Genomic DNA, 20,616 nt, shown 5'->3' with positions numbered 1-20,616 from the left:
AGCCGCTTTTCTGCACTGGTAAGCAAACGAGTGTATTCATGGAACATTACCAGGCGGAAGATTTTGCAGCCGAAGCGTCATTCATTGCGTATTACCTGAAGTCAGATCCCGAAGCCGTCGCTTTCTGGGAGCACTGGATTCGTACGCATCCTGAAAAACTGGATGAAATCGTCGCTGCCGAAAATCTGCTGGATTTGCTCGCTCTGCGACTCCCTACTGAAGAATTTGAGCAGGAAAAAGAACGGATGCGTCAATACCTGGATACGCCCGTCATTCCGCACATACAGCGTTCCAGCCGCAAACCCTGGCTGGCGGCAGCCTCGGTATTACTTATACTGGGACTGGTAGGCGGACTGCTCTATTTCAATCGTAGCAATCCGTCCGTACCTCCTGCAAAAGTGGAGTGGGTTCATCATTCGAACCCGAACGGTAAGAAAACACGACTTACTTTATCGGACGGAAGTACGGTTATTCTGAATGCAGCCAGTACAATTCATTACCCTAAAACTTTCCATTCGAATGTTCGGGAAATTAGGCTGGAAGGGGAAGCTTTTTTCTCCGTCGCTCACGACTCCACTAAACCTTTCATCGTACAGACGGGCGAGTTATCGACGAGCGTATTAGGCACGGAATTCAACGTTTCGGCTTATTCCCCTGCCAATCAGGTTACCGTTTCGCTGCATCGGGGAAAGGTTCAGGTTGAGAATGCACTTCGGCAGCGACTCGTATTAATGCCCGGTCAGCAGGCGATTTTTCAAACGACTACTCAGAAATTAACCCGAACGTCCTTCGATTCTCTGGCCGTTAGTGGCTGGAAAGATGGGTATCTGGTCTTCAAAAATGCGGACTTCAAAACCGTAGCTCAGGCTATTGAGCGAATGTACGGCTACGAAATAATCCTTAAAAACCCCAACCCAACCTGGCATTACACGGGTAGCTTCTACCGCGAAGAAATGCAACGGGTCATTGAAAATATCTCCTTCTCTAAACACCTGACTTATACCATCCATCATCGTAAGATTTATTTAAGTGCGGAGAAATGAATGTTAGATTAACAGGGCTACTCCTAGCCTTTTGGGTTGGTCTCGGGTTTATGCAAAAAACGGAGGCTCAACAACTTTCTTTCCAGTTAAAACAGGCGGGGCTAACGAGTATTTTCTCGGAAATTGAAAAACAGGCGGGTGTACAATTCAACTACGACACCCAGGATATTCACGCTACCCGCCGGTATACGTTTGTTAGTCGAGGACCCCTGCCCGTCATTCTGCGGGATTTGTCGGCATTGACCAGCCTCTCGTTCCGCAAGGAAGGAAATCGCATTCTGGTTCGTCCGCAAAGCGTGCGTCGCGTAACCGGAACGGTGCTGGACCAAGCGGATAAAAAACCGCTTGCTGGGGTTTCGGTTCGATCTCTCCATGGAAAAGTCATCGGTGTTACGAATGCCGAAGGGTATTATTCATCGATTGTAGCCGCATCAGACCTTGAAAATACCCAGCTCGAATTTCGGATGGTGGGCATGAAGCCCGTTGTATCCAAACCCCTGGGTTCTCAAAGCACGATTAACGTAGAAATGGAGTCTGACTTCCAGCAGATGAACGAACTGGTAGTTACAAACGCCTATACCAACGGCACGCCAAAGGAAGAAGTCATCGGTAGTATTTCTCAGGTAACCGCCAAAGAGTTACAACCTTATCGCCCCATCGAAAGCATTGACAAAATGCTGGAAGGCTTAGCGGCTGGCGTGTACGTCGAACCTAATACGCAGCTCGGTACTCCGGTAAAAATTAACATTCGCGGGCAGGGTACGTTAACACCCGTTGGTGGCGGCAGGACCACCTCTACGCAACCTTTATACGTGATCGATGGAATACCCATCATGGAACAGGAACGTGGGGATGCCGCAAGCATTTTTAATGGCGAAACGCTTATCAATCCCCTTGCCGGGATTAACCCTCAGGACATTGCGTCGATTTCCATTTTGAAAGATGCTTCCGCTACTACGATTTATGGAGCAAATGCAGCCAATGGCGTTATCATCATTACTACGAAGTCTGGCTCAGCAGGGCGAACAGCTGCCCATGTTTCCATCTCGCGGGGAGTATCCAGCTTTATTAATCGGATGAAGTTATTAAGCGGCCCTGAGTTTTACATGCTTAAACGAGAAGCTCTGATTAACGATGGTTTTTCAGAATCTCAGGCCAGTACCCAAGCAGGCAGTTCGACCATAAATACGGACTGGCTTGGATTAACGACACGAAATGCCTCTTACACAGCTGTCAACGCGGATGTTTCTGGAGGAAAAGAAGGTTTAAATTATCGGTTTTCGACGGGCTATCGTTACCAGCAAGCCAGTGCCATGAGTAACGATATGCAGCAAGTTAATCTGAGTTTGAAGGTTAACAGCGTCCTGAATAAGAAGTTGAAGTTTGGCATTACGTTATCGCCTACTTTCTCCAAAAAGAATGGAATAGATAATTTCGAAAATAACGCTTATTTACCTCCCAATCTCAACCCCTATGACTCGGACGGAAACTTTACTACGTTTTTGGGAGTACCTAATCCGCTGGCAGTATTAGCTCAGAATGAGAATGTTAATCATACCATTAGTTTCAATGGTAACTCGAATATTCATTACGCCCTCACGCCATCCTTCACGCTGTCGGGAACGATTGGGACTAACTTCTCGCAGGGGAAGCAGGTTAAATATTTTTCGGCCAAAAACGCTACGGGCAGTACCGTCGGCGGACGCTTACAGATTTTCGACCGTCAAACCCTCGGCTGGTTAGGGTATATCCAAGGTAATTATTCTAAAACGTTCCTCGAAAATCATTCGGTACACATCATTGCCGGAATGGAAGCTCAGGACCAGAGCACCGTATTACTGGCGGGCTCGGGTTCTAACTTCACCTATGATCGGATTCGGGAGCTTGGACAAGCCACTAACCGAACCACTTCTTCTTCCAGACAGGAAAATGCCACAGTTTCCTATTACACGCAGGGAAACTATGACTTCAGAAAGAAGTACCTATTCACCACAAGCTTACGAGCCGATCAGTCTTCCATGTTTGGCAGTGATTTCAGTCTGGCTCTTAATTCAGCGGTTGGCTTTAGCTGGATTGTCAGTAAAGAATCCTTTCTACAGGATCATTCTACGATCAATTTCCTGAAAATCCGAACCAGCTATGGCTCAACCGGAAACTCGCGGATTGGCTCTTATGCGGCCCGAGGTCTATATAATTTTGGCTATGGCAATTACAATGGCTACGTTGCCGCCATTCCTGAATCTGCTTCCGCTCCTAATCCTAATCTAGGATGGGAAAGAAATATCAAGCTGAATTTGGGCATTGACGCTACGCTTTTTAATCGGCTCTCGCTCACTGCGGAATATTACAACAACACCATTCATGATCTAATCTCTAGTGTAGAAGTTCCGCTGGAAACGGGTTATAGCTCCATTTCGGTAAATACGGCTAAAATGCGAAATCAGGGAGTTGACGTAACGCTAAAAATGGACATCCTCCAGAAGCAATCCTTTCGCTGGCAGTCCACTTTTACCGCGGGTTTAAATCGTAATAAGGTTCTACGCTATAACGGGGGCTACACTTCCATTTTTAATGATCCTGCTACTACCACGGGAGAGGCAAATGCAGCCATAAGGGAAGGTTATAGTACTACGGCCATTTGGGGTATTCTGTGGGGTGGTGTTAATCCTGAAACGGGCGAAGAGCAATTCTATGCCCCGGATGGTAACCTAGTCACTCGTACAGCCATTCGTGCGTATCCCCGTTCCAGTTACGTCGTGCTGGGGGATCGATTACCCACAGTTCAGGGCGGGTGGATTAACTCCTTATCCTACAAAAACGTATCCCTGAACATTAATATCCTTTACAACATCGGTGGAAATATGATGGAATCCACCCGGTTTCTTGCCGATGGAAAGAATCTGGAACATTCCAACATGAGTGTCAATCTGCTGGATCGCTGGCAGCAGCCGGGTGATGTAACTCAGGTGTCCAGGTTGTCGATTAAAAAGGGACTGGTAACTAATTCATCCCGTTACCTGCGAGACCTGACTAATCTAAAGCTTTCAAATATTACACTCCACTATTCCTTACCGGGTAGCCTTACCAAACGTCTTCGCATGCAGGGGGTTTCTGCTTTTTTCAACGCAACGAATGTGGCCTACTGGTATAAGGAAAAAAGTCCCGCTGGGCGGAATGGCATCCGGGAAACCCGCTTTACGTTCCCGGAAGCCCGGACCATTAGTGCAGGTTTAAACCTTAGCTTATAACGAATCATGATTGTTTCCTTGACCAAAAGCAGAGGTTTGAAACTGAGCCTTCTGTGTTTGATGATTTTTTTGACTAACTGCCAGGCCTTACTTGACAAAGAACCACAGAATAAGATTTCTCTGGAAGAAACCTTTCAGGACATTGAATCGGCAACCGTAGCCTTGAGTGGAGCGTATCGGTCGCTGTTTGATTTGAGTTACCTAAATGGCAATCGCCTGCTGTATCCAGACGTTGCGGGTGGTAATATCAAACATGCAACGCTGAGCAATGCCCGATTACTGGATGTGTATAATCTGGCCGCTGATCCCGGTAATGAAGATACCGAAACCAGTTCGTCTTCGGGTGGGATGAACAGTACTTATTCTCAGTTATACTCCATTCTCAATAATCTCAACAACATCATTACCAAAGTTCCTGCGATTACCAACGGCACGGCACGCACGCGTACACGGCTAGTGGCGGAAGCAACCGCTCTGCGGGCCATGATTCATTTTGATTTGGTTTTACTCTACGCTCAGCCCTATACGTATACTTCGGATGCCTCGCATCCCGGCATTATTCTGAACCTAAAACCCATTCTGGTCAGTGAATCGCAACGCCCACGCCAGACGGTGGCGGAATGTTATGAAGCGATCATTGAAGACCTGAATCAATCACTGGTGTTGTTTGAAAATAGCACGGCCATCTGGAGTTCGGGAAGTACGAAGAATTACATGAACCCATCCGTAGTTCAGGCATTACTGGCTCGGGTTTACTTGAATCAAGGCGACTGGCAACAGGCTTATACGTACGCTAACACGGTCATTACCAGTAACGCGTTTAGTCTGTACACCAACCAGAATTACGTAAGTTCTTGGACGCAGAAAAATACGAGCGAAGCCATTTTTGAGGTTTCTGTTCCATCGAATTACAATACGACCAGCCTCGGTAGCTTTTTCGATGTTACTTCAGCCGGAGCCAGTAATAATTTCCTTCAAATGGCCGCCACCAATGATCTGCTTGATTTATACGAAGCGACTGACGTTCGCAATAAGTCAAGTTTGTATACGACTACCACGCTTGCAAATACAGTCTATTCTTTTTGCAACAAGTATAACCGGGGCAATGAGAATTCGACGGGCATCAAAGTGATTCGCTTATCCGAAATGTATCTAATTCGGGCTGAAGCTGCGGCTCACCTGAATAACTTCACTCAGGCCTACCAGGACTTAAATACCATTCGTCAGCGAGCAGATCCTTCGGCTACTGCTTTATCGGGTACTAATCAGCAGGAATTACTGAATCTGATTTATCTGGAACGTCGCAAGGAGCTTTGTTTCGAAGGCTTTCTGATGCTGGACCTCGCCCGAACCAAGCAAAACCTGAATCGGCAGGATTGTCAGGGAATCCGCTGTAGTTTAACCTACCCTTCGGATTATTTCATTCTGCCCCTACCCGCCAAAACGGTTTTGGTGAACCCCTTTATGGCACAAAATCCAGGCTATTAATTCCCTGATTACCCATTTGTTAAACTATTCATTCCAATTATTTCTATCATGAAAATGCTGCGATTACTTCCTTTCTTCCTTGCCGGAGTTTTAATGCTGAACAGCTGTTCCAAAGATAATAAGACCGTTGAACCGGAACCCGAAGAGGCCGCCGCTTCCACCGAAGTTATTAACGTATTTCACAAATCTGAACAGTATTATCAGATGTACGTCTACCGCTATGATTCAACCGCTACGAAATGGACAAACCGGATTGGTTCTCATTTTTCAACCATTCCGGCGGATGATCCAACCTATATCGGTTTTACCAACCCCAACGTGGTTGATAGTGGAGTCAATCTGTTTGGGATGGTAACCTTATACACGTCAGAGATTGGATCTAACAACATCAAAACGGCTAAAATTAACGCGGAGAAAGTGCTTCAGTTTTTCCCGGACGAGGTAGGTTCAACCAAAGGTAAAGTCAAAGTGCTAACTCAGGATATCACCATCACCCGGAGCGTGGGCACAACGTTTAAAATTGGCATTAGTGGCGAAGGTACTTACGATGCGAATACGAAGGTAATTGACCTGATCGTCAATTTTAATGAAACGGCTATCGGTGGAAAAGCAAAGGTTTCCCACACATACAAACTAAGCGTCAATGCATTAACGCTTAACTGATTGATTACGAATACCATAACTTCCCGAAAGTGTGGAGCTTTCGGGAAGTTGAATTAGAGCAAAAAACATGAAAATTCCATTACTGGTTTCGCTGGCCTTTTTCCTGATCATTACTGCTTTTCAGAAGGAATATAGCATCGAAGAACTTCGGGAATTATACAGCAGTGGAGACGTTTCCCGCTGGCCCAAACCCGATCTGGATACTTCGGTGGTAAAGACCTTTCAGGAAATTGGTGTGCTGGGAAAAGCCGAATTCCCGGCCCATAACCCCTATTCGGAAGCGAAAGCAAAGCTGGGAAAACTCCTGTTTTTTGATCCCCGATTATCCGCCTCCAAACAGATTTCCTGTGCCAATTGCCACGATCCAGAGTTAGGCTGGGGCGATGGTCGGCATTTGTCCTTTGGGCATAATCGTCAGAATGGCAAACGCAATGCCATGACCATTTTAAATACTGCTCATTACAAAACGCTGTTCTGGGATGGCCGGGCGGCAAGTCTGGAAGAGCAGGTAAGCTTTCCGGTGCAGGATCCTAAAGAAATGGCTCAAAATCTCAGGACTATGCAGCGGAACGTTCGAAAGGTGAAAGGGTATCGACCTTACTTTAAGGAAGCCTTTGGCACCGATCAGGTAACCATCGAACGAATTCAGCAGGCCATTGCCACGTTTGAGCGAACCATTGTGAGTCCGCCGAGTCGGTTTGACCGATTTGTTCAGGGAAACGCAAAGGCTTTGTCTGACGATGAAGTGATGGGTCTACACCTTTTCCGCACCAAAGCCCGCTGCATTAACTGCCATAACTCGCCGCTATTCTCGGATAACCAATTTCACAACGACGGACAGACCTTATACGGTTCTTCCCAGCAGGATTTTGGTAAATATCTGCAAACGGGTAACCCGGAGGATGTAGGGAAATTTCGAACGCCTTCGCTGCGGGAAGTGTTCCGAACCGGCCCCTGGATGCACCACGGTAACTTTCCTACTCTCCGCGATGTGGTGGAGTATTACAATCTGGGTAACCCCTCTCCTATTCAGAAGCGGGTCCTAGTGGATGAGCGGCTTCGCCCAGTAACTTCGCCGATCTTGCGGAAACTTCATCTAACCAAACCGGAGCAATTACAGCTAGAAGCTTTTCTGAAAGCTATTTCGGTTCCTTCGCAAAAGATGAATCCCTTTGATTTACCGCAGTAAAGCTCTATCATTACTTCCTGATAATCTTATGTAGCTATGGATTTGACAACCCCTTCCTCCAGCCTTTTTCTCTGGTCATTAATTCTGGGAATTTATGCTTTGTTGTATCTACTGAGTTTTCTGCTAGTCATAAGAGAAAAAGGGCTCTCTCCGTTGTTGAAAGGGGCGGTAGCCCTTGTATTACTAGTTACTCCTTTCATCGGTCCCATTTTATATATTGCTTTCACCTTAGTCGTTAAAGTATTACACAGGCCTGCTACTGCACAGCGACTATAACTTTCATAATTCCATATTTTCTACTTCCTTCCTATTCTTCAAGGTAGAGGGAAAAACCTTACTGGAGATCGTGTCACTTTCCTGAGCTAGCAAACTTTCCTATAGCCAAACATTGGCTTATTCTCTCTTCTTAGTTCAAGGGAACAGGAGAAGCTATCAAGTCTGCTGACAGCATGTGTTACTTGTTGTCTCGAAATCATGCTGCCAGCGAAAAGCTGGCAGCCGTAACTGATGCTATGGCTGCTTTTAACTTTCAGGAACTAATTGTGGATTCTAATCTTTAAGACAACATCATTCAACCAACTAACTCCCATGCCTGAAATCATTGATCTGAGTCAGGAAATTTATGCGGGAATGCCCGTCTACAAGAGTTTACCCCCCGTCCATATCGGCATTCATGCCACGCATGAGCAGTGGGACGGGCTAACCGATACCCAGACTGTAACCCCCAGTGTACTAAACCTGAATATGAGCGAACATACGGGCACCCATGTTGATGCACTCAATCACATGGGACGCGAGTTTGTTGGGCAGTCGATTGATACCATGCCCCTTTCCATGTTCTATACCGAAGGCATTTGTCTGGACTTTTCTCACAAAAGTTTTAAAGAGCTTATCAAAGCAGAGGAATTGGAAGAGGCGTGCCAGAACCAGGCCTTAACGATTCAAAAGGGGGATACCGTATTAATCTACACAGATCATTACCGCAAGGCTTATCACACCGAAAACTGGGCAAATGGGCCCGGATTAACTGCTGAAGCCACTCGTTGGTTGGGTAACCAGGGTATTGCGGCTTTTGGTGTGGAGATGATGTCCCCAGGCGTACCGAAAGTTTCGAATAATGAAGTTCACCGCATTTGCGGCGAGATGGGATTTACGCATTACGAAAACCTGATAAATCTGCATTTGCTGGTAGGTCGGGGGCGGTTTCGGTTCATTGCCCTACCCCTGAAAATTCGCGGCGGCACGGGTTCACCCGTTCGGGCGGTAGCGGTATTTGAGTAACGCTCCCATTTTCTTTCACTATCGTTCTGAATGGTTTTTATTTCTGGATTAGAAGTCGTCAGCCCGCAGGTTGGCGACTTTTTTATTATTCCTTGAAGGAATAACCATGCATTTGCAAAAACCTTTTTCTAATCGTCCCTAATCCGTCTTTCATCGCAATTCAGGCCATTTTTGTGTGTTCAACGTTACTTTTAATTTCTATTCTCACCATTAAACTCTCATTTGACTTAAACCTCAACTTTATGCGTGCCAGCCTTGGTGCTTTAGGATTACTCATCACTACTTTTAGTCAGGTCGTACAGGCTCAACAGATTCATTACTTTGATAAGGGATTGATGACCAGTGTGCCACAGCGATACGGCCGGGAAGCCATCTATACCGATCAGCTGGCGTATCAACTGTACACGCACACGCTCAAAACGCCCGCGGAAGGCTCCGTTTTCGGGAAGAGCGAGCAAGGAGATGAACTCAAGTGGCAGGCCATTACTGCCGATAGTCTGCACCGTCTACGGGGACGTTTTGGTTTTCGAAGCAGTTCCGGCGGCCCTGCCGGACCCGGTATTAATCCCGGAAGCATGCGGGGTGGCCTTGCAGGAACGGGAGCTTATATTTATCTGAGCTACCATTCTCCTAAAGAACAAGTGGCTATTCTGAACATCAAAGGGAACAGCCATGTGTATGTAAACGAGGAACTGCACATGGGCGATGCCTATAGTATGGGGTATATGGACGTTCCCGTGAAACTTAAAAAAGGCCTAAACACCTTTTACGTCCGAGGAACTTCGATTATTGCCAGCCTGACTTTCCCTACAAAACCTATACTCCTGCAAACGCAGGACTTGACCTTACCCCAACCCATCGTTGGCGGAGCTAATCAATTGTTGCAGGCGGGCGTGGTCGTCATTAATACATCTAGCAATGCTCTGACGGATTTACAACTAAAGAGTAGCTTTCAGGGCAAGGAAGTTTTGACAAACTTACCGCCCATTCCGGCTCTGACTACCCGGAAAGTGCCTTTTACACTAGATGCCAGTGGCATCACCTCCAAGGGTAAAACGGAGGGTACGCTCAGCTTAATTCGCAAGGGTAAATCCGTTGATCAGGCTACGATTGCTCTGGAGGCTGTTGCACCGGGCGAATCTTACAGCAACACATTCATCAGCAGCATCGACGGAAGCTTGCAATACTATGCAGTTACGCCGCAATCTACTACTCCCACTGCTCAGTCAGCTCTGTTTTTGTCCGTACACGGGGCTGGCGTAGAAGCCAGCGGTCAGGCACGGGCTTATAAAGCCAAAGACTGGGGTACGCTGGTGGCGGCCACTAACCGCCGTCCCCGTGGATTCAACTGGGAAGACTGGGGGCGGCTGGATGCCCTGGAAGTATTAACTCTAGCGAAAACCCGTTTCAATCCTGACCCGCAACGGGTGTACCTAACGGGTCATTCAATGGGTGGACATGGAACCTGGTTTCTCGGAGCTACGTACCCCGATAGATGGGCGGCTATTGCTCCTTGTGCGGGTTATCCTACTTTGAAAGAGTACGGTTCTGCCGATGGTCTTATTCCTGCGAGCAGCGAAGTTCCGATGGAACAAATGCTGCTGCGTTCGGGCAATCAAAGTGATGTCTTAAAACTGGTAACTAACTACAAACCTCTGGGCGTCTACGTTTTTCACGGCGATGCGGATCGGACCGTTCCGGTTACTTATGCCCGACAAATGCGAAAAGCACTCGGTGGTTTTCATCCCGACCTCAGTTACTATGAGTACCCCGGCGGTTCTCACTGGTTCGGAGATCACAGTGTAGACTGGAAACCCCTATTCGATTTTTTCAAATGGCACCAGCGTCCGGCGGACTCTACCATTCATTCCATTGATTTCATTACTTCTAATCCGGGTGTTTCTGCGTCTTATTACTGGGCAGGGATTCAGCAACAAATAAAACCACTAGAATACAGCCGTATTCAACTGCAACGATCAGAGAAAGCCATTACGGGTAAAACCGAAAACGTGCACTTGTTAAAACTGGCTCTTCATGCCTTTGGCTCAAATGCGAAGGTAAGCATTACACTGGATAGCCTTCCCTCCCTTACTGTTACCACCGCATCGGCTCAGGACAGCATTTACTTGCGGCGGGAAGCCAGCGGCTGGACGAAGGTACAGGCTCCTTCACTTCAGGAAAAAGGTCCGCATCGCTACGGTACTTTCAAGGATGGGTTTAATCACCGGATGATCTTTGTGTATGGAACGCAGGGCACAACAGAGGAAAATCAGTGGAGTGTGGAAAAAGCCCGCTTTGATGCGGAAACCTGGTATTATCGTGGCAACGGTGCCGTTGATGTTATTTCGGATAAAGAATACGCTTTACAGAAATACGCTAACCGGGGTGTGGTGTTGTACGGAAACGCAAGCACCAACGGGGCCTGGAAAGCCCTGCTGGCTGACTGTCCGATTCAGGTAGATCGAAACGGGATAAAAGCAGGAAACCAAAACTGGAATGGGGACGATCTGGCGGCTTACTTCGTATGGCCCTTACGGGGTTCTGCTCAGGCCTCGGTATCTGTCATTACGGGTACAGGCATTAAAGGTTTCAAAGCCTCTTCGGCCAACCAGTATTTTGCCGGAGCCAGTGGCTTTCCTGACTACATGATTTTTAGCCTGGATATGCTTCAATCGGGTAGCAAAGGCGTAAAAATGGCTGGTTTCTTTGATAACAACTGGAAACTTATGCCCGAAGGGTCGGTGCTCAACTAATAGGCTCTTTTCAAAAAGCGAGGCTCTGGGTGAATCCAGAGCCTCGCTTTTTTTATACTTAAGCGTACACCTCTCTTATTTTGAAATGATTCTTATAAAATTTTGATGCGACATACAGTAACGGCGTTTTACATTTAAAAGGCAGGCATAGACTTTTGGTAGGAACAGAAATCGTAAGGATTATAAGAGCCTGTCTGAAATTTATAAGCGAAAACCTTCATGTAATCAGAGCTTTTGAAACCCTGAGCGATAACGGCAGATGGGGTATGAACCCACTTCCCTCGCAGTCGCTCGGCTCTAGCCGAGTGAGTGCGGCAGTAGAATGGGGCTGGGCTGGTTTAGTCAAGTTACCGCATGAGCCAGCAAGCTCGCAAAAGGTCATAAGATCCTTCGCTTCGCTCTGGATGACAGACGCTGATAATATAATAGTTAGCGGTTATTTAAGTATGAAATAGCCCTAAATACCAACCGTGTCCCCGGATTTCATCCGGGGAAGCTAGCAACTTTGCTCTCGATCACAGACTGGAGCATAAAATTTAACAGTTCTCCTGAAGTGAGGAGAGCCTTTTATTTAACTCTTATTGTTAGACAGTCGCTAAAACCTACGTATTTATGCCGCGTTATCAATTTACTGCCTGCGAAGCTTCTTCTACGGAAGAATACGAACTAACTTTTACCTACATCAGCCTCGATGGCGATCAGGGCCATGAGCGTCAAATTCATATCATTGGAACAAAGCCCGAAAACGGTGAAGACACAGAAAAATATCAGTTGTATCTCTTTTCGAGATTGATCAATTTCATGCAGAGTTATTGGGAAGATAGTTACCAAATTCCTGAAGATGACTATCATATTCACGATTCAGATAATCCGCAGTTGGAGGGTAATCACAAGCCCGATCATTGGAAGGACTATATTCTGGAATTGAACTAAATGACTCAAATGCTAAATCAAGTGAGGCTTTGGGCTGCGAAGCCATTGAGCCTAAAAACTCTACCATCATTTCATAACCTCTTGAGCTAGCTAACTTTGCTGTAACTCCATTTTACCACTCGCTAAGTAAGGTTTCTCCCTACGTTCGAGATGATAGGATTAAAGCCGTCAAAGGGTAGAGACGTAACTTCATCGCGTCTGGCCGGGGGATGAACTAGTTTATAGGGTAACAGAATCACACTTTAGTAGAAAGGACAGCATAAGAAATGATGACTTTGCCGGGAGGCATTCATTTTGTCTCGCTACTACACCTTCCTGAAAGCTTTAGAGTTTTCAGGAAGGTGTAGTGGCTATAAAAGGTAAAGAAGTTATAAAACTAAATCCCCTGCTTCTTCAATTTCCCTCGGAACGCTTTCCAGAGCTTTATTTAAAGGATCGTAAGCTTTCACCGAAGACAAATCCAGACCCGTGATTTCTTCCAGCTTTTCAAGAGAAATCTGATAGGTTTTGAATGCTCCGAAAACGAAGTCTGTCATCACCCGCTCCAGCCCGCTAATCATTTCTTTTTGTGTCAAAATGTATCCCGTGACCGAAGGCGTTCCGTCAGTTTTCACCATTGCCACGATTTTATAAAATTGGGCAGGAACCAAAGCTTCGCGGTAATGCACATAGTTTTCATCTAAAACTGGCCCTGTAAAAACGGATACTTTCAGTTGGTGGGCTTTTGCACTGTTTAATACATAATCCTCCAGATTCAACCAGGTTTTCTGATTCAGATCTTTATGCTGCGGACAGGAGTTGGTGTAATGAAAGGTATCGTCATTGGCTGTTTTTGCATCAGGGCCCCAGTTAGGGTCTTCCCGCCGAACCATGTGCCCGCGATCCAGATCATTATTCGCATACACGGCATTGCCCAACTGATACTTCACATCCATTCGGCCATCCAGTTGCCAATTATCATTACGCGGCACTTTTACCATTTTCTGTCCATCCATATTCACCGCCGTCAACAGACACATCCGGCGAACTTTGTGCATGACTACGCTAAAGTGCACATACTTAAGCTCCGATTCTTCCTGGAGCGTTGGGGCAATCAGTTTTTTATCGGCAAAAGGTTTATAGAGACTTTCAAGAAGAATGGGGAACCCTTCCAGAAAATCGGCTTTATACCCTTCCCGATTTTTGATATTTCGATTTACCGAATCACTCACCACAGCCGTTTTTTTCTCTAGTTCATTAGAAACGACTATGGCTTCGGCATTAACCACCTGAGGCAGTCCTATTTTGATTTCCAGGGGAATATTCAGATGAATCACCGTTTCGGAAGATGCATTCGTCACCGAAGGAATAGACTCTTTGTTTTCTGACATAGGTTTGGTTTCTTTTAGTGATTCCAGTGAAGGAAGCGGAGCCGCCAGCGGACGGGCATCCAGAAAAGGCTGAACGGGAATGCTTTCGGTTAAGGGATCCAGGGCCGCCTTAATGATTAATTCATACGCCAGTGAATGATTTTCCTTCAAATGCTTCATGATTGCACTGATCCGAATTCCTTCATTAGCGGCTTTAGGGTATTCATTTTCGTCAATCTCGCCCTTACCCAGTTGCTGTAAATCATCCAGTGAAGAAGGAACGCCCGCGTGATGCAAGGCCACCACAACCCATTCGTAATTGAAAACCGGAGAACCGGAAGCTCCTTCGTCGGTATCGGTGCTGTATAACAAAAAGTCGGGATGGCGGTCATACAAAATGGCGTTTTCGAACAACACAACCTGCTTGGGTTTGCCATTGGGATGTTCAATCAGGGCGGCAAATTCACCCTTGGTAATCTTGCCACTTTCTTCTATCAATCGTAAATAGCCAAAATCAGTAATGGGCTTTTTGGCTTGTTTCAATTCCTGGGCCACCACTTTTACGACCGTGAAGTCCAGATGAGCATGGGTGTAAAAAAGCTCATCGGGAGCAAAGGCGTATGCGTAGGAAATGGAAAGGTTACCTTCGAGATTTCGCTGGTAATTCATCAAAACACCATACTGCTGAGCTTCTTCTTTTGAAGCGATGACGTGATGGTTAGTAATCAAAATGCCGGGAGCAACTAAGAATCCGGTGCCGATGGCCGCACGATCCATATCCGGTTTTCGGCGATCATAGATTAGGCCTACGGACATACTCACTTCAAAACCCCGCAGAAAGGTCGCTACCGAAGTAAGGTTATTCGTTCCCCGAATTTTCTCCAGAGCTTCCTGCGGCTTGTCTAGCGAGTTTTCCACCATCACCTGAAGTCGGGCGGTAGTTAATTCCGGCTCCAGGGGCAGAAAGGTTTGATTCTGAATTTCCTGGTAACGCTCAAATATTTCGGTTAACTGACTTTTAGAGATTGAGGCCATTTCATGGGTTGATTTAGGGGAGGTTCTACACAGACCACTTTCCGAAGATAGTCATGCCTTGTTTCCTGAACATGAAGTCAATTTTATGGTGTCGTGAATCGTAGAAAATATACGAAAATTCATTCCTTTTGTTCAATAGCTTAGGGAAGGTATTAGAGGTCTGGAAAGCCATTTTAGTAACTGTTTGGCCCGTTGACATACATTAACTTTCAAGTAAAAGCTTGACTTAAGACGTAAAACAGTCATACTTTTAAAGGATTATGCTATATAGTTGATTGATGGTCAATGACCCACATGAAAACTATTTCTGGTGTTCGGACTTGCTTCGAAACCCCATAAGATACTGATTTGAAGTAGGTTACGAAGTTTTTATCACATCTTCCTGCCCATCATTTTCTTCTTTCAGCGTTACAAGCGGGGAACCCATCGTAGGACTGACATCGGCGTAACCATCACATTCTTTCCATTTCAACACATTACTGAATTATTAAATATGGCTGGAGTACCCGTTTCTTCTACATCGGCCGCCCGTAGTGATGTCTCCTCCGCCGGAGCTAATTACCGTGGGCCGCTCATTACCGTCACGCTTCTTTTTTTCATGTGGGGGTTAATTACCTGTCTCAACGACATTCTGATTCCGAAAATGAAGCAGGTGTTTGATCTTCAGCACTGGCAGGCCATGCTGATTCAAACAGCGTTCTTTGGGGCTTACTTTATCGTATCTCTCATCTATTTTATTCTGTCCGTAACCAAAGGTGATCCCATCATGCGAATTGGTTATAAAAACGGAATCATCCTCGGATTGTTAATCGCGGCCGTTGGATGTGTACTGTTTTTGCCCGCCGCTAGTCTGGAAAGCTACGGTTTCTTCTTACTGGCTCTATTCGTTTTGGCTTCGGGAATCACGCTGCTTCAAATCACGGCTAACCCTTACGTGTCCATCCTGGGGCCACCAGAAAGTTCGTCCAGCCGGATGAACCTGACGCAGGCCCTGAACGCTCTTGGTACCACGGTAGCCCCCATTATTGGCGGTTATCTGATTTTTGCCGGAGCCAATGCTTCTTCGGGAGCTGACTCGGTTCGGGTTCCTTACGTGGCCCTGGCGGTGATGTTGTTGCTCATTGCCGGAATTATTAAAATTTCTCCCCTGCCCAAAGTAGGTAGCGAAGGCACCATTGTTAGTGACGCGGGTGCTTTGAAGTATCGTCATTTAGTACTCGGTATCATCTGTATTTTCGCTTATGTAGGCGGTGAAGTGTCCATCGGTTCCAGCATTATTGGTTTTCTCGAATTGCCTAACATTGCTGGTTATAATGAAGCTCAGGCCACGTATTACCTTTCCTTTTTCTGGGGTGGAGCCATGGTAGGCCGTTTCTTCGGAGCCGTCGCTTTAGCTCGGTATCAGTCAGCCGTTACTAAATACGGCATCATGGCTGTTATTGGGCTGGTAGCTTTCGGGTTGGTGTACACCTTGTACGATCCCGCCATTGCAATGATTGTACTGGGATTAATGGCTTTCAACATCTTCGCCTTCATTTTAGGAGCCTCCAATCCCAGCCGTTCTTTAGGGCTTTTTGCATCGATTACAGTGGCTTTATTAGCCGTTGCCATCTTCGGTCAGGGTTCGGTGGCCATGTGGGCAGTGATTTCCATCGGGTTATTCAACTCCATCATGTTCCCCACCATTTTCGATTTAGCGATCAAAAATCTGGGTATTCACACCAGCCAGGGGTCTTCTCTACTGGTAATGGCAATCGTGGGTGGAGCCATTATTCCTCCTTTGCAGGGAGCTTTTGCGGACGTTACACACAACCTACAATTGTCCTTTCTGTTACCGCTGATTTGCTACGTATACATTGCATTCTACGGATTCATTGGGTATAAGCCTTCTCGTTCGTAGTACTTGAAATAGTTTTATTAGAACTCGGGCCACTAGTCTCCGTCTAGGAAACTAGTGGCCCGAGTTCTTTTTTAAGGTAAAAATATATTAGTGAAGGAAAAAGAGTACCCTTATAAATTCTAGAATCGATATCGACTGTTTAGCCTTCAAAATCATATCTTATTAGTCTTTATTTCTGTTAAATGCCTTTTATCTAGTCAGAAAAAACAGATTTTCCGCTTTTAGCATTAACGATCACTAGTAGTATGAGGGATTAGTAAGGAAATTTAATGACGTATTATTTCCTACATTTGCCCGTAATCAAGCTGTCTGTATTGATCTTCTACCAACTTATGAAACGTATCTTTTTATTCTTCTTCTTTTCCTGTATTCTACTTTCTTCTCAAACTAACGCCCAAAACCAAGCCATCCTGGAAAGTGATGAAAAGCTTTCACCGTCTCATCAGGCTAAAAGTAGTTTTGTGAGTGGTGGTGTTACTTTCTATGGGCTATCTACCAGAGCGGGTTATTTTCCTAAAAAAACTGGTGGATAGGTGCAGAAGGAGAACTTCATTTCCTCTTCTCTACCCGAGTAGAAGGGGGCATTTTTACTCGTTATTATACTGGTGATCGAAAACCCATTAATGCTTTTTGGGTGGAGGCCTTAGTTATGGCTATTTCGAAATATGGAATTGGGATATTGATAATCCTAAACCTCCTCAAATTTATAGAAGTCCTAAAATTAACGCATTAGCAGGCCTGGAAATCAGATTAACGCGACGCGTTAATCTGGAAGGAGTTATTAAAGCGGGCAGACTTACCCAAACCAACTGGATTCAACCCAGCTTGCAGGGCTCCGTCACGATTTATTTGGGGAAACAATATCAGAGCCTTAAATAGATTGCAGAATCTGCTTAGATCAGGAATCCTTCACTCCCATAAATTAAAAAAATTTATTATATAATTTAACTTTCTTTAAGCTTTTAGATGCCACTTCGTTACTTACTAGCGTATACATTTGAAGGGTACATGAGTAAGTGATTAGTATGAATCATTTTTTATATTTTTTAGCACTCCAGCTTTTTTCTTATTACTGTAGTGCCCAGACGTTTACTTACCAATCTGATGGTCAGACGCTGACTAGTAATCAATCGTTTTATAAGCAGAACGTTGCCAAAAAATCAGCCGTTAACGATTACATTGGGGTATATCAAACCTATATAAGTGGTATTCGTGGACACCAGTGTCCGATGTACCCTAGTTGTTCTAATTATGGTTTAAAAGTTTTCAGGGAAACGTCTTTTGTTAATGCATTTTTACTGACTTCAGATCGTCTTTTAAGATGTGGTCATGATCAGAACTATTATGCGTTGACGCTCAGTAATTCAGGCTTTAAATACATCGATTACCCTGATTATGATCCTGTTCCTGAAAGTTTGTATTACACTAAAAATGGTTATTCTTTCGCCTTTACAAACCTTGCGGCTCCTGACTCTACGCTTAAACTGGTCAAGAAATTAATTAATAACGCTTATTATCACGAAGCTTTACTGGAAATACATCGCATTGAAAATCAATATGATACCCCTAGTTATGAATTAATTATTAATAAAATAATCTGTCTAAAGGCCACCAATGATTACGAAAAAGCGATTTTTGAGTATGAAACCAAAGTACCAGAATCCCTCAAAAAAGAACCTGAACTTGTCTATCAAATAGCATTGATTCAGGATAAGTTACATAATAACGAGCAGGCGATTCAATTGATTTCACGTACCCTTCAACAGGCTGATTCAAGTCCAACCAAACCTAAGCTACTTAACTTACAGGCTCTACTTTATACCAAACAAAAAAACTGGGATCTAGCCCTCCAAAGTTATCGGGAACTTTCTGCTTTTCAGAACTATACGGCTCTATCTAATTTGGCTATTCAGCTCATTATCAAAGCTAATAATCAAAAAAAGAAAAATCCTTTAGTAGCGGGTGCCCTTTCCATTATTCCCGGGGCCGGTTATTGGTACACAGGGCATAAGCAAACGGCGGTTACTTCCTTCTTAATCAATGGATTATTAGGCTTCGCTACCTATTCAAATATTAAGAAGGAAAACTATGGAATGACTGCCTTAACTGGTGTATTTAACCTGAGTTTTTACCTGGGTAATATGACAGGGGCTGCTAAAAGTGCGAAACGTTACAACGAGCAGCAAACCCAACAACTGATTAATAAACTCGAATTCAATTCTCACCTTTAAATACAAACCAATGATCAATTCTATCTGTAAATCAATGTATGTAAAGCACATCGCTTTAGTATTAGTGGTGGCCGTTACCTGTATGTCATTCCAAATGCGAGGGAATGGAGTCCCACTCAATGCCGGAACTGTGATTCCGCTGGAGACCATTTCATTCATTCGTTCCGATCAGGTTATTCCCGGCCAGGTGATCGACTTTCGGGTACGGTATGATGTGAAATCAGACGATAAGGTAGTCATTGCAGCTGGTACCATCGCAAAAGGTCAGGTGATGCGTGCTCAGAAAGCAAAAGGCCTGGGTAAAGAAGGTTTCGTTGAAATCCAGATTAAATCTGTGCAAGCCGTTGATGGTCAGGAAATTTTTCTTACCGGAGGAAATCTTTATAACGAAGGAGAAGATAAACAGACCTTGTCCATCGTGTTAGGCGTGTTTATCTGTATCCTGTTTCTGACTATGAAAGGTAAAAATGCTGAGGTTCCACCGGGTGTTGAAGTAAGCCCTGCGGTTGCGATGTCTATGAACATTGATACGAAATAGTGAGCTTCATTTACAATTAGCAAAAGGAAAGGAGGAACCCTTCTTTCCTTTTCTGTTTTATACGTTCAAACCATTTATAGAATATTCCCTATGTCTTACTGTACGTATATCGAAAACCTGGACGGCGAAAAAAAGGCTCTGCATAAAACCTATCACGACCATCATTACGGGTTTCCAATCCATGATGATAACGAACTTTTTGGTCGACTGCTACTGGAAATCAATCAGGCAGGACTGAGCTGGGAAACCATTTTGAAGAAAGAGTCTAATTTTCGGAAAGCCTACGATCATTACAATCTTGAAGTAGTGGCTGCCTATACTGAGTCGGATCGGGAAAGATTGATGGGTGATGCGGGTATTATCCGCAATCGATTGAAGATTAATGCAGCTATCGAAAATGCGAAAACGATCCTTCAGCTTCAAAAAGAGTTTGGTTCCTTTGAAAATTGGCTGGAGTCACATCATCCGAAAAAGAAGGAAGAGTGGGTAAAGTTGTTTAAAAAGACGTTTCGTTTTACGGGTGGCGAGATTGTACATTCCTTTCTAATGAGTATTGGTTATCTACCCGGAGCTCACACGTCGACGTGTCCCATCTACCAAAATACATTAAATAAAAATCCTAAATGGGCAGAAAATGCTTAGGATTATCCCAGTAGTTTGGACTTAAAAACAACTACCCATAGTTATTATACGTTGATTGGACGTTTCTCAGAAGGCATCCCTAATAAAATGTACTTTGGTTAGTGTTCTTGCGGGAATAACGTATTGCTGGTCAACTTTACAATCATGATGCTAAAGCTTTACTTTATTTATTAATCGCAGTACACTGTATATCAGATACTTAAATATGAATAAGGTGAATTAAATGTATTTTCGTCGGTAGTAGAATTTCTTATGGTAATGCCGTCGAAGTGGGCTTATGACATAGGGCTGAGTTTTACCAACCAAAGTACATTTAATTTTAC

16 protein-coding genes are annotated in these 20,616 nt (G+C 44.9%); 15 read left to right on the top strand and 1 reads right to left on the bottom strand.

Annotated features, from left to right (window positions below):
* The first annotated feature begins 38 nt into the window (after positions 1-38).
* The 10 genes from QE357_RS22060 to QE357_RS22015 all read left to right on the top strand — a co-directional run bounded on the left by QE357_RS22060 (position 39) and on the right by QE357_RS22015 (position 12,598).
* The gene (locus QE357_RS22060) at positions 39-1,043 is read left to right on the top strand and encodes a FecR domain-containing protein (protein WP_309712530.1); all 1,005 of its coding nucleotides are present in this window, start codon (positions 39-41) and stop codon (positions 1,041-1,043) included.
* A gap of 50 nt (positions 1,044-1,093) precedes the next feature.
* Positions 1,094-4,291, top strand: a complete 3,198-nt coding sequence (locus QE357_RS22055; protein ID WP_309712527.1) for a SusC/RagA family TonB-linked outer membrane protein — start codon at positions 1,094-1,096, stop codon at positions 4,289-4,291.
* A 6-nt stretch (positions 4,292-4,297) separates the two neighbouring features.
* Positions 4,298-5,779 (top strand): RagB/SusD family nutrient uptake outer membrane protein, encoded by a 1,482-nt coding sequence (locus QE357_RS22050; RefSeq protein WP_309712525.1) that lies wholly within the window; start codon positions 4,298-4,300, stop codon positions 5,777-5,779.
* A gap of 48 nt (positions 5,780-5,827) precedes the next feature.
* Entirely contained in the window at positions 5,828-6,442 is a 615-nt protein-coding gene (locus tag QE357_RS22045) for a hypothetical protein (protein WP_307143872.1), read from the top strand.
* 67 nt (positions 6,443-6,509) lie between these two features.
* A complete protein-coding gene (locus QE357_RS22040; protein ID WP_309712521.1) occupies positions 6,510-7,631 on the top strand; it encodes a cytochrome c peroxidase in 1,122 nt (373 codons plus the stop codon).
* A gap of 36 nt (positions 7,632-7,667) precedes the next feature.
* Entirely contained in the window at positions 7,668-7,907 is a 240-nt protein-coding gene (locus QE357_RS22035) for a hypothetical protein (protein ID WP_309712518.1), read from the top strand.
* Between the two features lie 312 nt (positions 7,908-8,219).
* On the top strand, positions 8,220-8,912 hold the full coding sequence (locus QE357_RS22030; protein ID WP_307143874.1) for a cyclase family protein: 693 nt from the start codon (positions 8,220-8,222) through the stop codon (positions 8,910-8,912).
* A 242-nt stretch (positions 8,913-9,154) separates the two neighbouring features.
* The gene (locus tag QE357_RS22025; protein WP_309712515.1) at positions 9,155-11,665 is read left to right on the top strand and encodes a prolyl oligopeptidase family serine peptidase; all 2,511 of its coding nucleotides are present in this window, start codon (positions 9,155-9,157) and stop codon (positions 11,663-11,665) included.
* Between the two features lie 266 nt (positions 11,666-11,931).
* A complete protein-coding gene (locus QE357_RS22020; RefSeq protein WP_309712512.1) occupies positions 11,932-12,120 on the top strand; it encodes a hypothetical protein in 189 nt (62 codons plus the stop codon).
* Positions 12,121-12,277: 157 nt separating this feature from the next.
* Positions 12,278-12,598, top strand: a complete 321-nt coding sequence (locus tag QE357_RS22015) for a hypothetical protein (protein ID WP_309712509.1) — start codon at positions 12,278-12,280, stop codon at positions 12,596-12,598.
* Positions 12,599-12,966: 368 nt separating this feature from the next.
* On the opposite strand, the gene QE357_RS22010 is transcribed toward QE357_RS22015, so the two are convergent.
* Positions 12,967-14,982, bottom strand: coding sequence for a DNA/RNA non-specific endonuclease (locus QE357_RS22010; RefSeq protein WP_309712506.1), 2,016 nt, complete (start codon positions 14,980-14,982; stop codon positions 12,967-12,969).
* A 493-nt stretch (positions 14,983-15,475) separates the two neighbouring features.
* On the opposite strand from QE357_RS22010, the gene QE357_RS22005 reads away from it, so the two are divergent.
* The 5 genes from QE357_RS22005 (at position 15,476) to QE357_RS21985 (ending at position 20,293) form a co-directional block, all read left to right on the top strand.
* On the top strand, positions 15,476-16,882 hold the full coding sequence (locus tag QE357_RS22005; RefSeq protein WP_309712502.1) for a sugar MFS transporter: 1,407 nt from the start codon (positions 15,476-15,478) through the stop codon (positions 16,880-16,882).
* A gap of 332 nt (positions 16,883-17,214) precedes the next feature.
* Entirely contained in the window at positions 17,215-17,415 is a 201-nt protein-coding gene (locus tag QE357_RS22000; RefSeq protein WP_309712499.1) for a hypothetical protein, read from the top strand.
* 492 nt (positions 17,416-17,907) lie between these two features.
* The gene (yidD, locus tag QE357_RS21995) at positions 17,908-19,113 is read left to right on the top strand and encodes a membrane protein insertion efficiency factor YidD (RefSeq protein ID WP_309712496.1); all 1,206 of its coding nucleotides are present in this window, start codon (positions 17,908-17,910) and stop codon (positions 19,111-19,113) included.
* Positions 19,114-19,123: 10 nt separating this feature from the next.
* Entirely contained in the window at positions 19,124-19,651 is a 528-nt protein-coding gene (locus QE357_RS21990) for a hypothetical protein (RefSeq protein WP_309712493.1), read from the top strand.
* A gap of 90 nt (positions 19,652-19,741) precedes the next feature.
* Positions 19,742-20,293, top strand: a complete 552-nt coding sequence (locus QE357_RS21985; RefSeq protein ID WP_309712490.1) for a DNA-3-methyladenine glycosylase I — start codon at positions 19,742-19,744, stop codon at positions 20,291-20,293.
* The last annotated feature ends 323 nt before the right edge of the window (positions 20,294-20,616 follow it).

This window comes from Siphonobacter sp. SORGH_AS_0500, from assembly GCF_031453245.1.
Classification (GTDB): domain Bacteria; phylum Bacteroidota; class Bacteroidia; order Cytophagales; family Spirosomataceae; genus Siphonobacter.
The sequence above is the reverse complement of the archived record's forward strand: the minus strand, read 5'-3'. Positions and strand labels throughout refer to the sequence as shown.

Coding starts and splice junctions, on each gene's coding strand:
- QE357_RS21990 (WP_309712493.1), top strand. CDS start 19,124: ATGATCAATTCTATCTGTAAATCAATGTATGTAAAGCACATCGCTTTA.
- QE357_RS22035 (WP_309712518.1), top strand. CDS start 7,668: ATGGATTTGACAACCCCTTCCTCCAGCCTTTTTCTCTGGTCATTAATT.
- QE357_RS22010 (WP_309712506.1), bottom strand. CDS start 14,982: ATGGCCTCAATCTCTAAAAGTCAGTTAACCGAAATATTTGAGCGTTAC.
- QE357_RS22030 (WP_307143874.1), top strand. CDS start 8,220: ATGCCTGAAATCATTGATCTGAGTCAGGAAATTTATGCGGGAATGCCC.
- QE357_RS22040 (WP_309712521.1), top strand. CDS start 6,510: ATGAAAATTCCATTACTGGTTTCGCTGGCCTTTTTCCTGATCATTACT.
- QE357_RS22055 (WP_309712527.1), top strand. CDS start 1,094: ATGCAAAAAACGGAGGCTCAACAACTTTCTTTCCAGTTAAAACAGGCG.
- QE357_RS22005 (WP_309712502.1), top strand. CDS start 15,476: ATGGCTGGAGTACCCGTTTCTTCTACATCGGCCGCCCGTAGTGATGTC.
- QE357_RS22025 (WP_309712515.1), top strand. CDS start 9,155: ATGCGTGCCAGCCTTGGTGCTTTAGGATTACTCATCACTACTTTTAGT.
- yidD (WP_309712496.1), top strand. CDS start 17,908: ATGAATCATTTTTTATATTTTTTAGCACTCCAGCTTTTTTCTTATTAC.
- QE357_RS22000 (WP_309712499.1), top strand. CDS start 17,215: ATGAAACGTATCTTTTTATTCTTCTTCTTTTCCTGTATTCTACTTTCT.
- QE357_RS22020 (WP_309712512.1), top strand. CDS start 11,932: ATGAACCCACTTCCCTCGCAGTCGCTCGGCTCTAGCCGAGTGAGTGCG.
- QE357_RS22015 (WP_309712509.1), top strand. CDS start 12,278: ATGCCGCGTTATCAATTTACTGCCTGCGAAGCTTCTTCTACGGAAGAA.
- QE357_RS22045 (WP_307143872.1), top strand. CDS start 5,828: ATGAAAATGCTGCGATTACTTCCTTTCTTCCTTGCCGGAGTTTTAATG.
- QE357_RS21985 (WP_309712490.1), top strand. CDS start 19,742: ATGTCTTACTGTACGTATATCGAAAACCTGGACGGCGAAAAAAAGGCT.
- QE357_RS22060 (WP_309712530.1), top strand. CDS start 39: ATGGAACATTACCAGGCGGAAGATTTTGCAGCCGAAGCGTCATTCATT.
- QE357_RS22050 (WP_309712525.1), top strand. CDS start 4,298: ATGATTGTTTCCTTGACCAAAAGCAGAGGTTTGAAACTGAGCCTTCTG.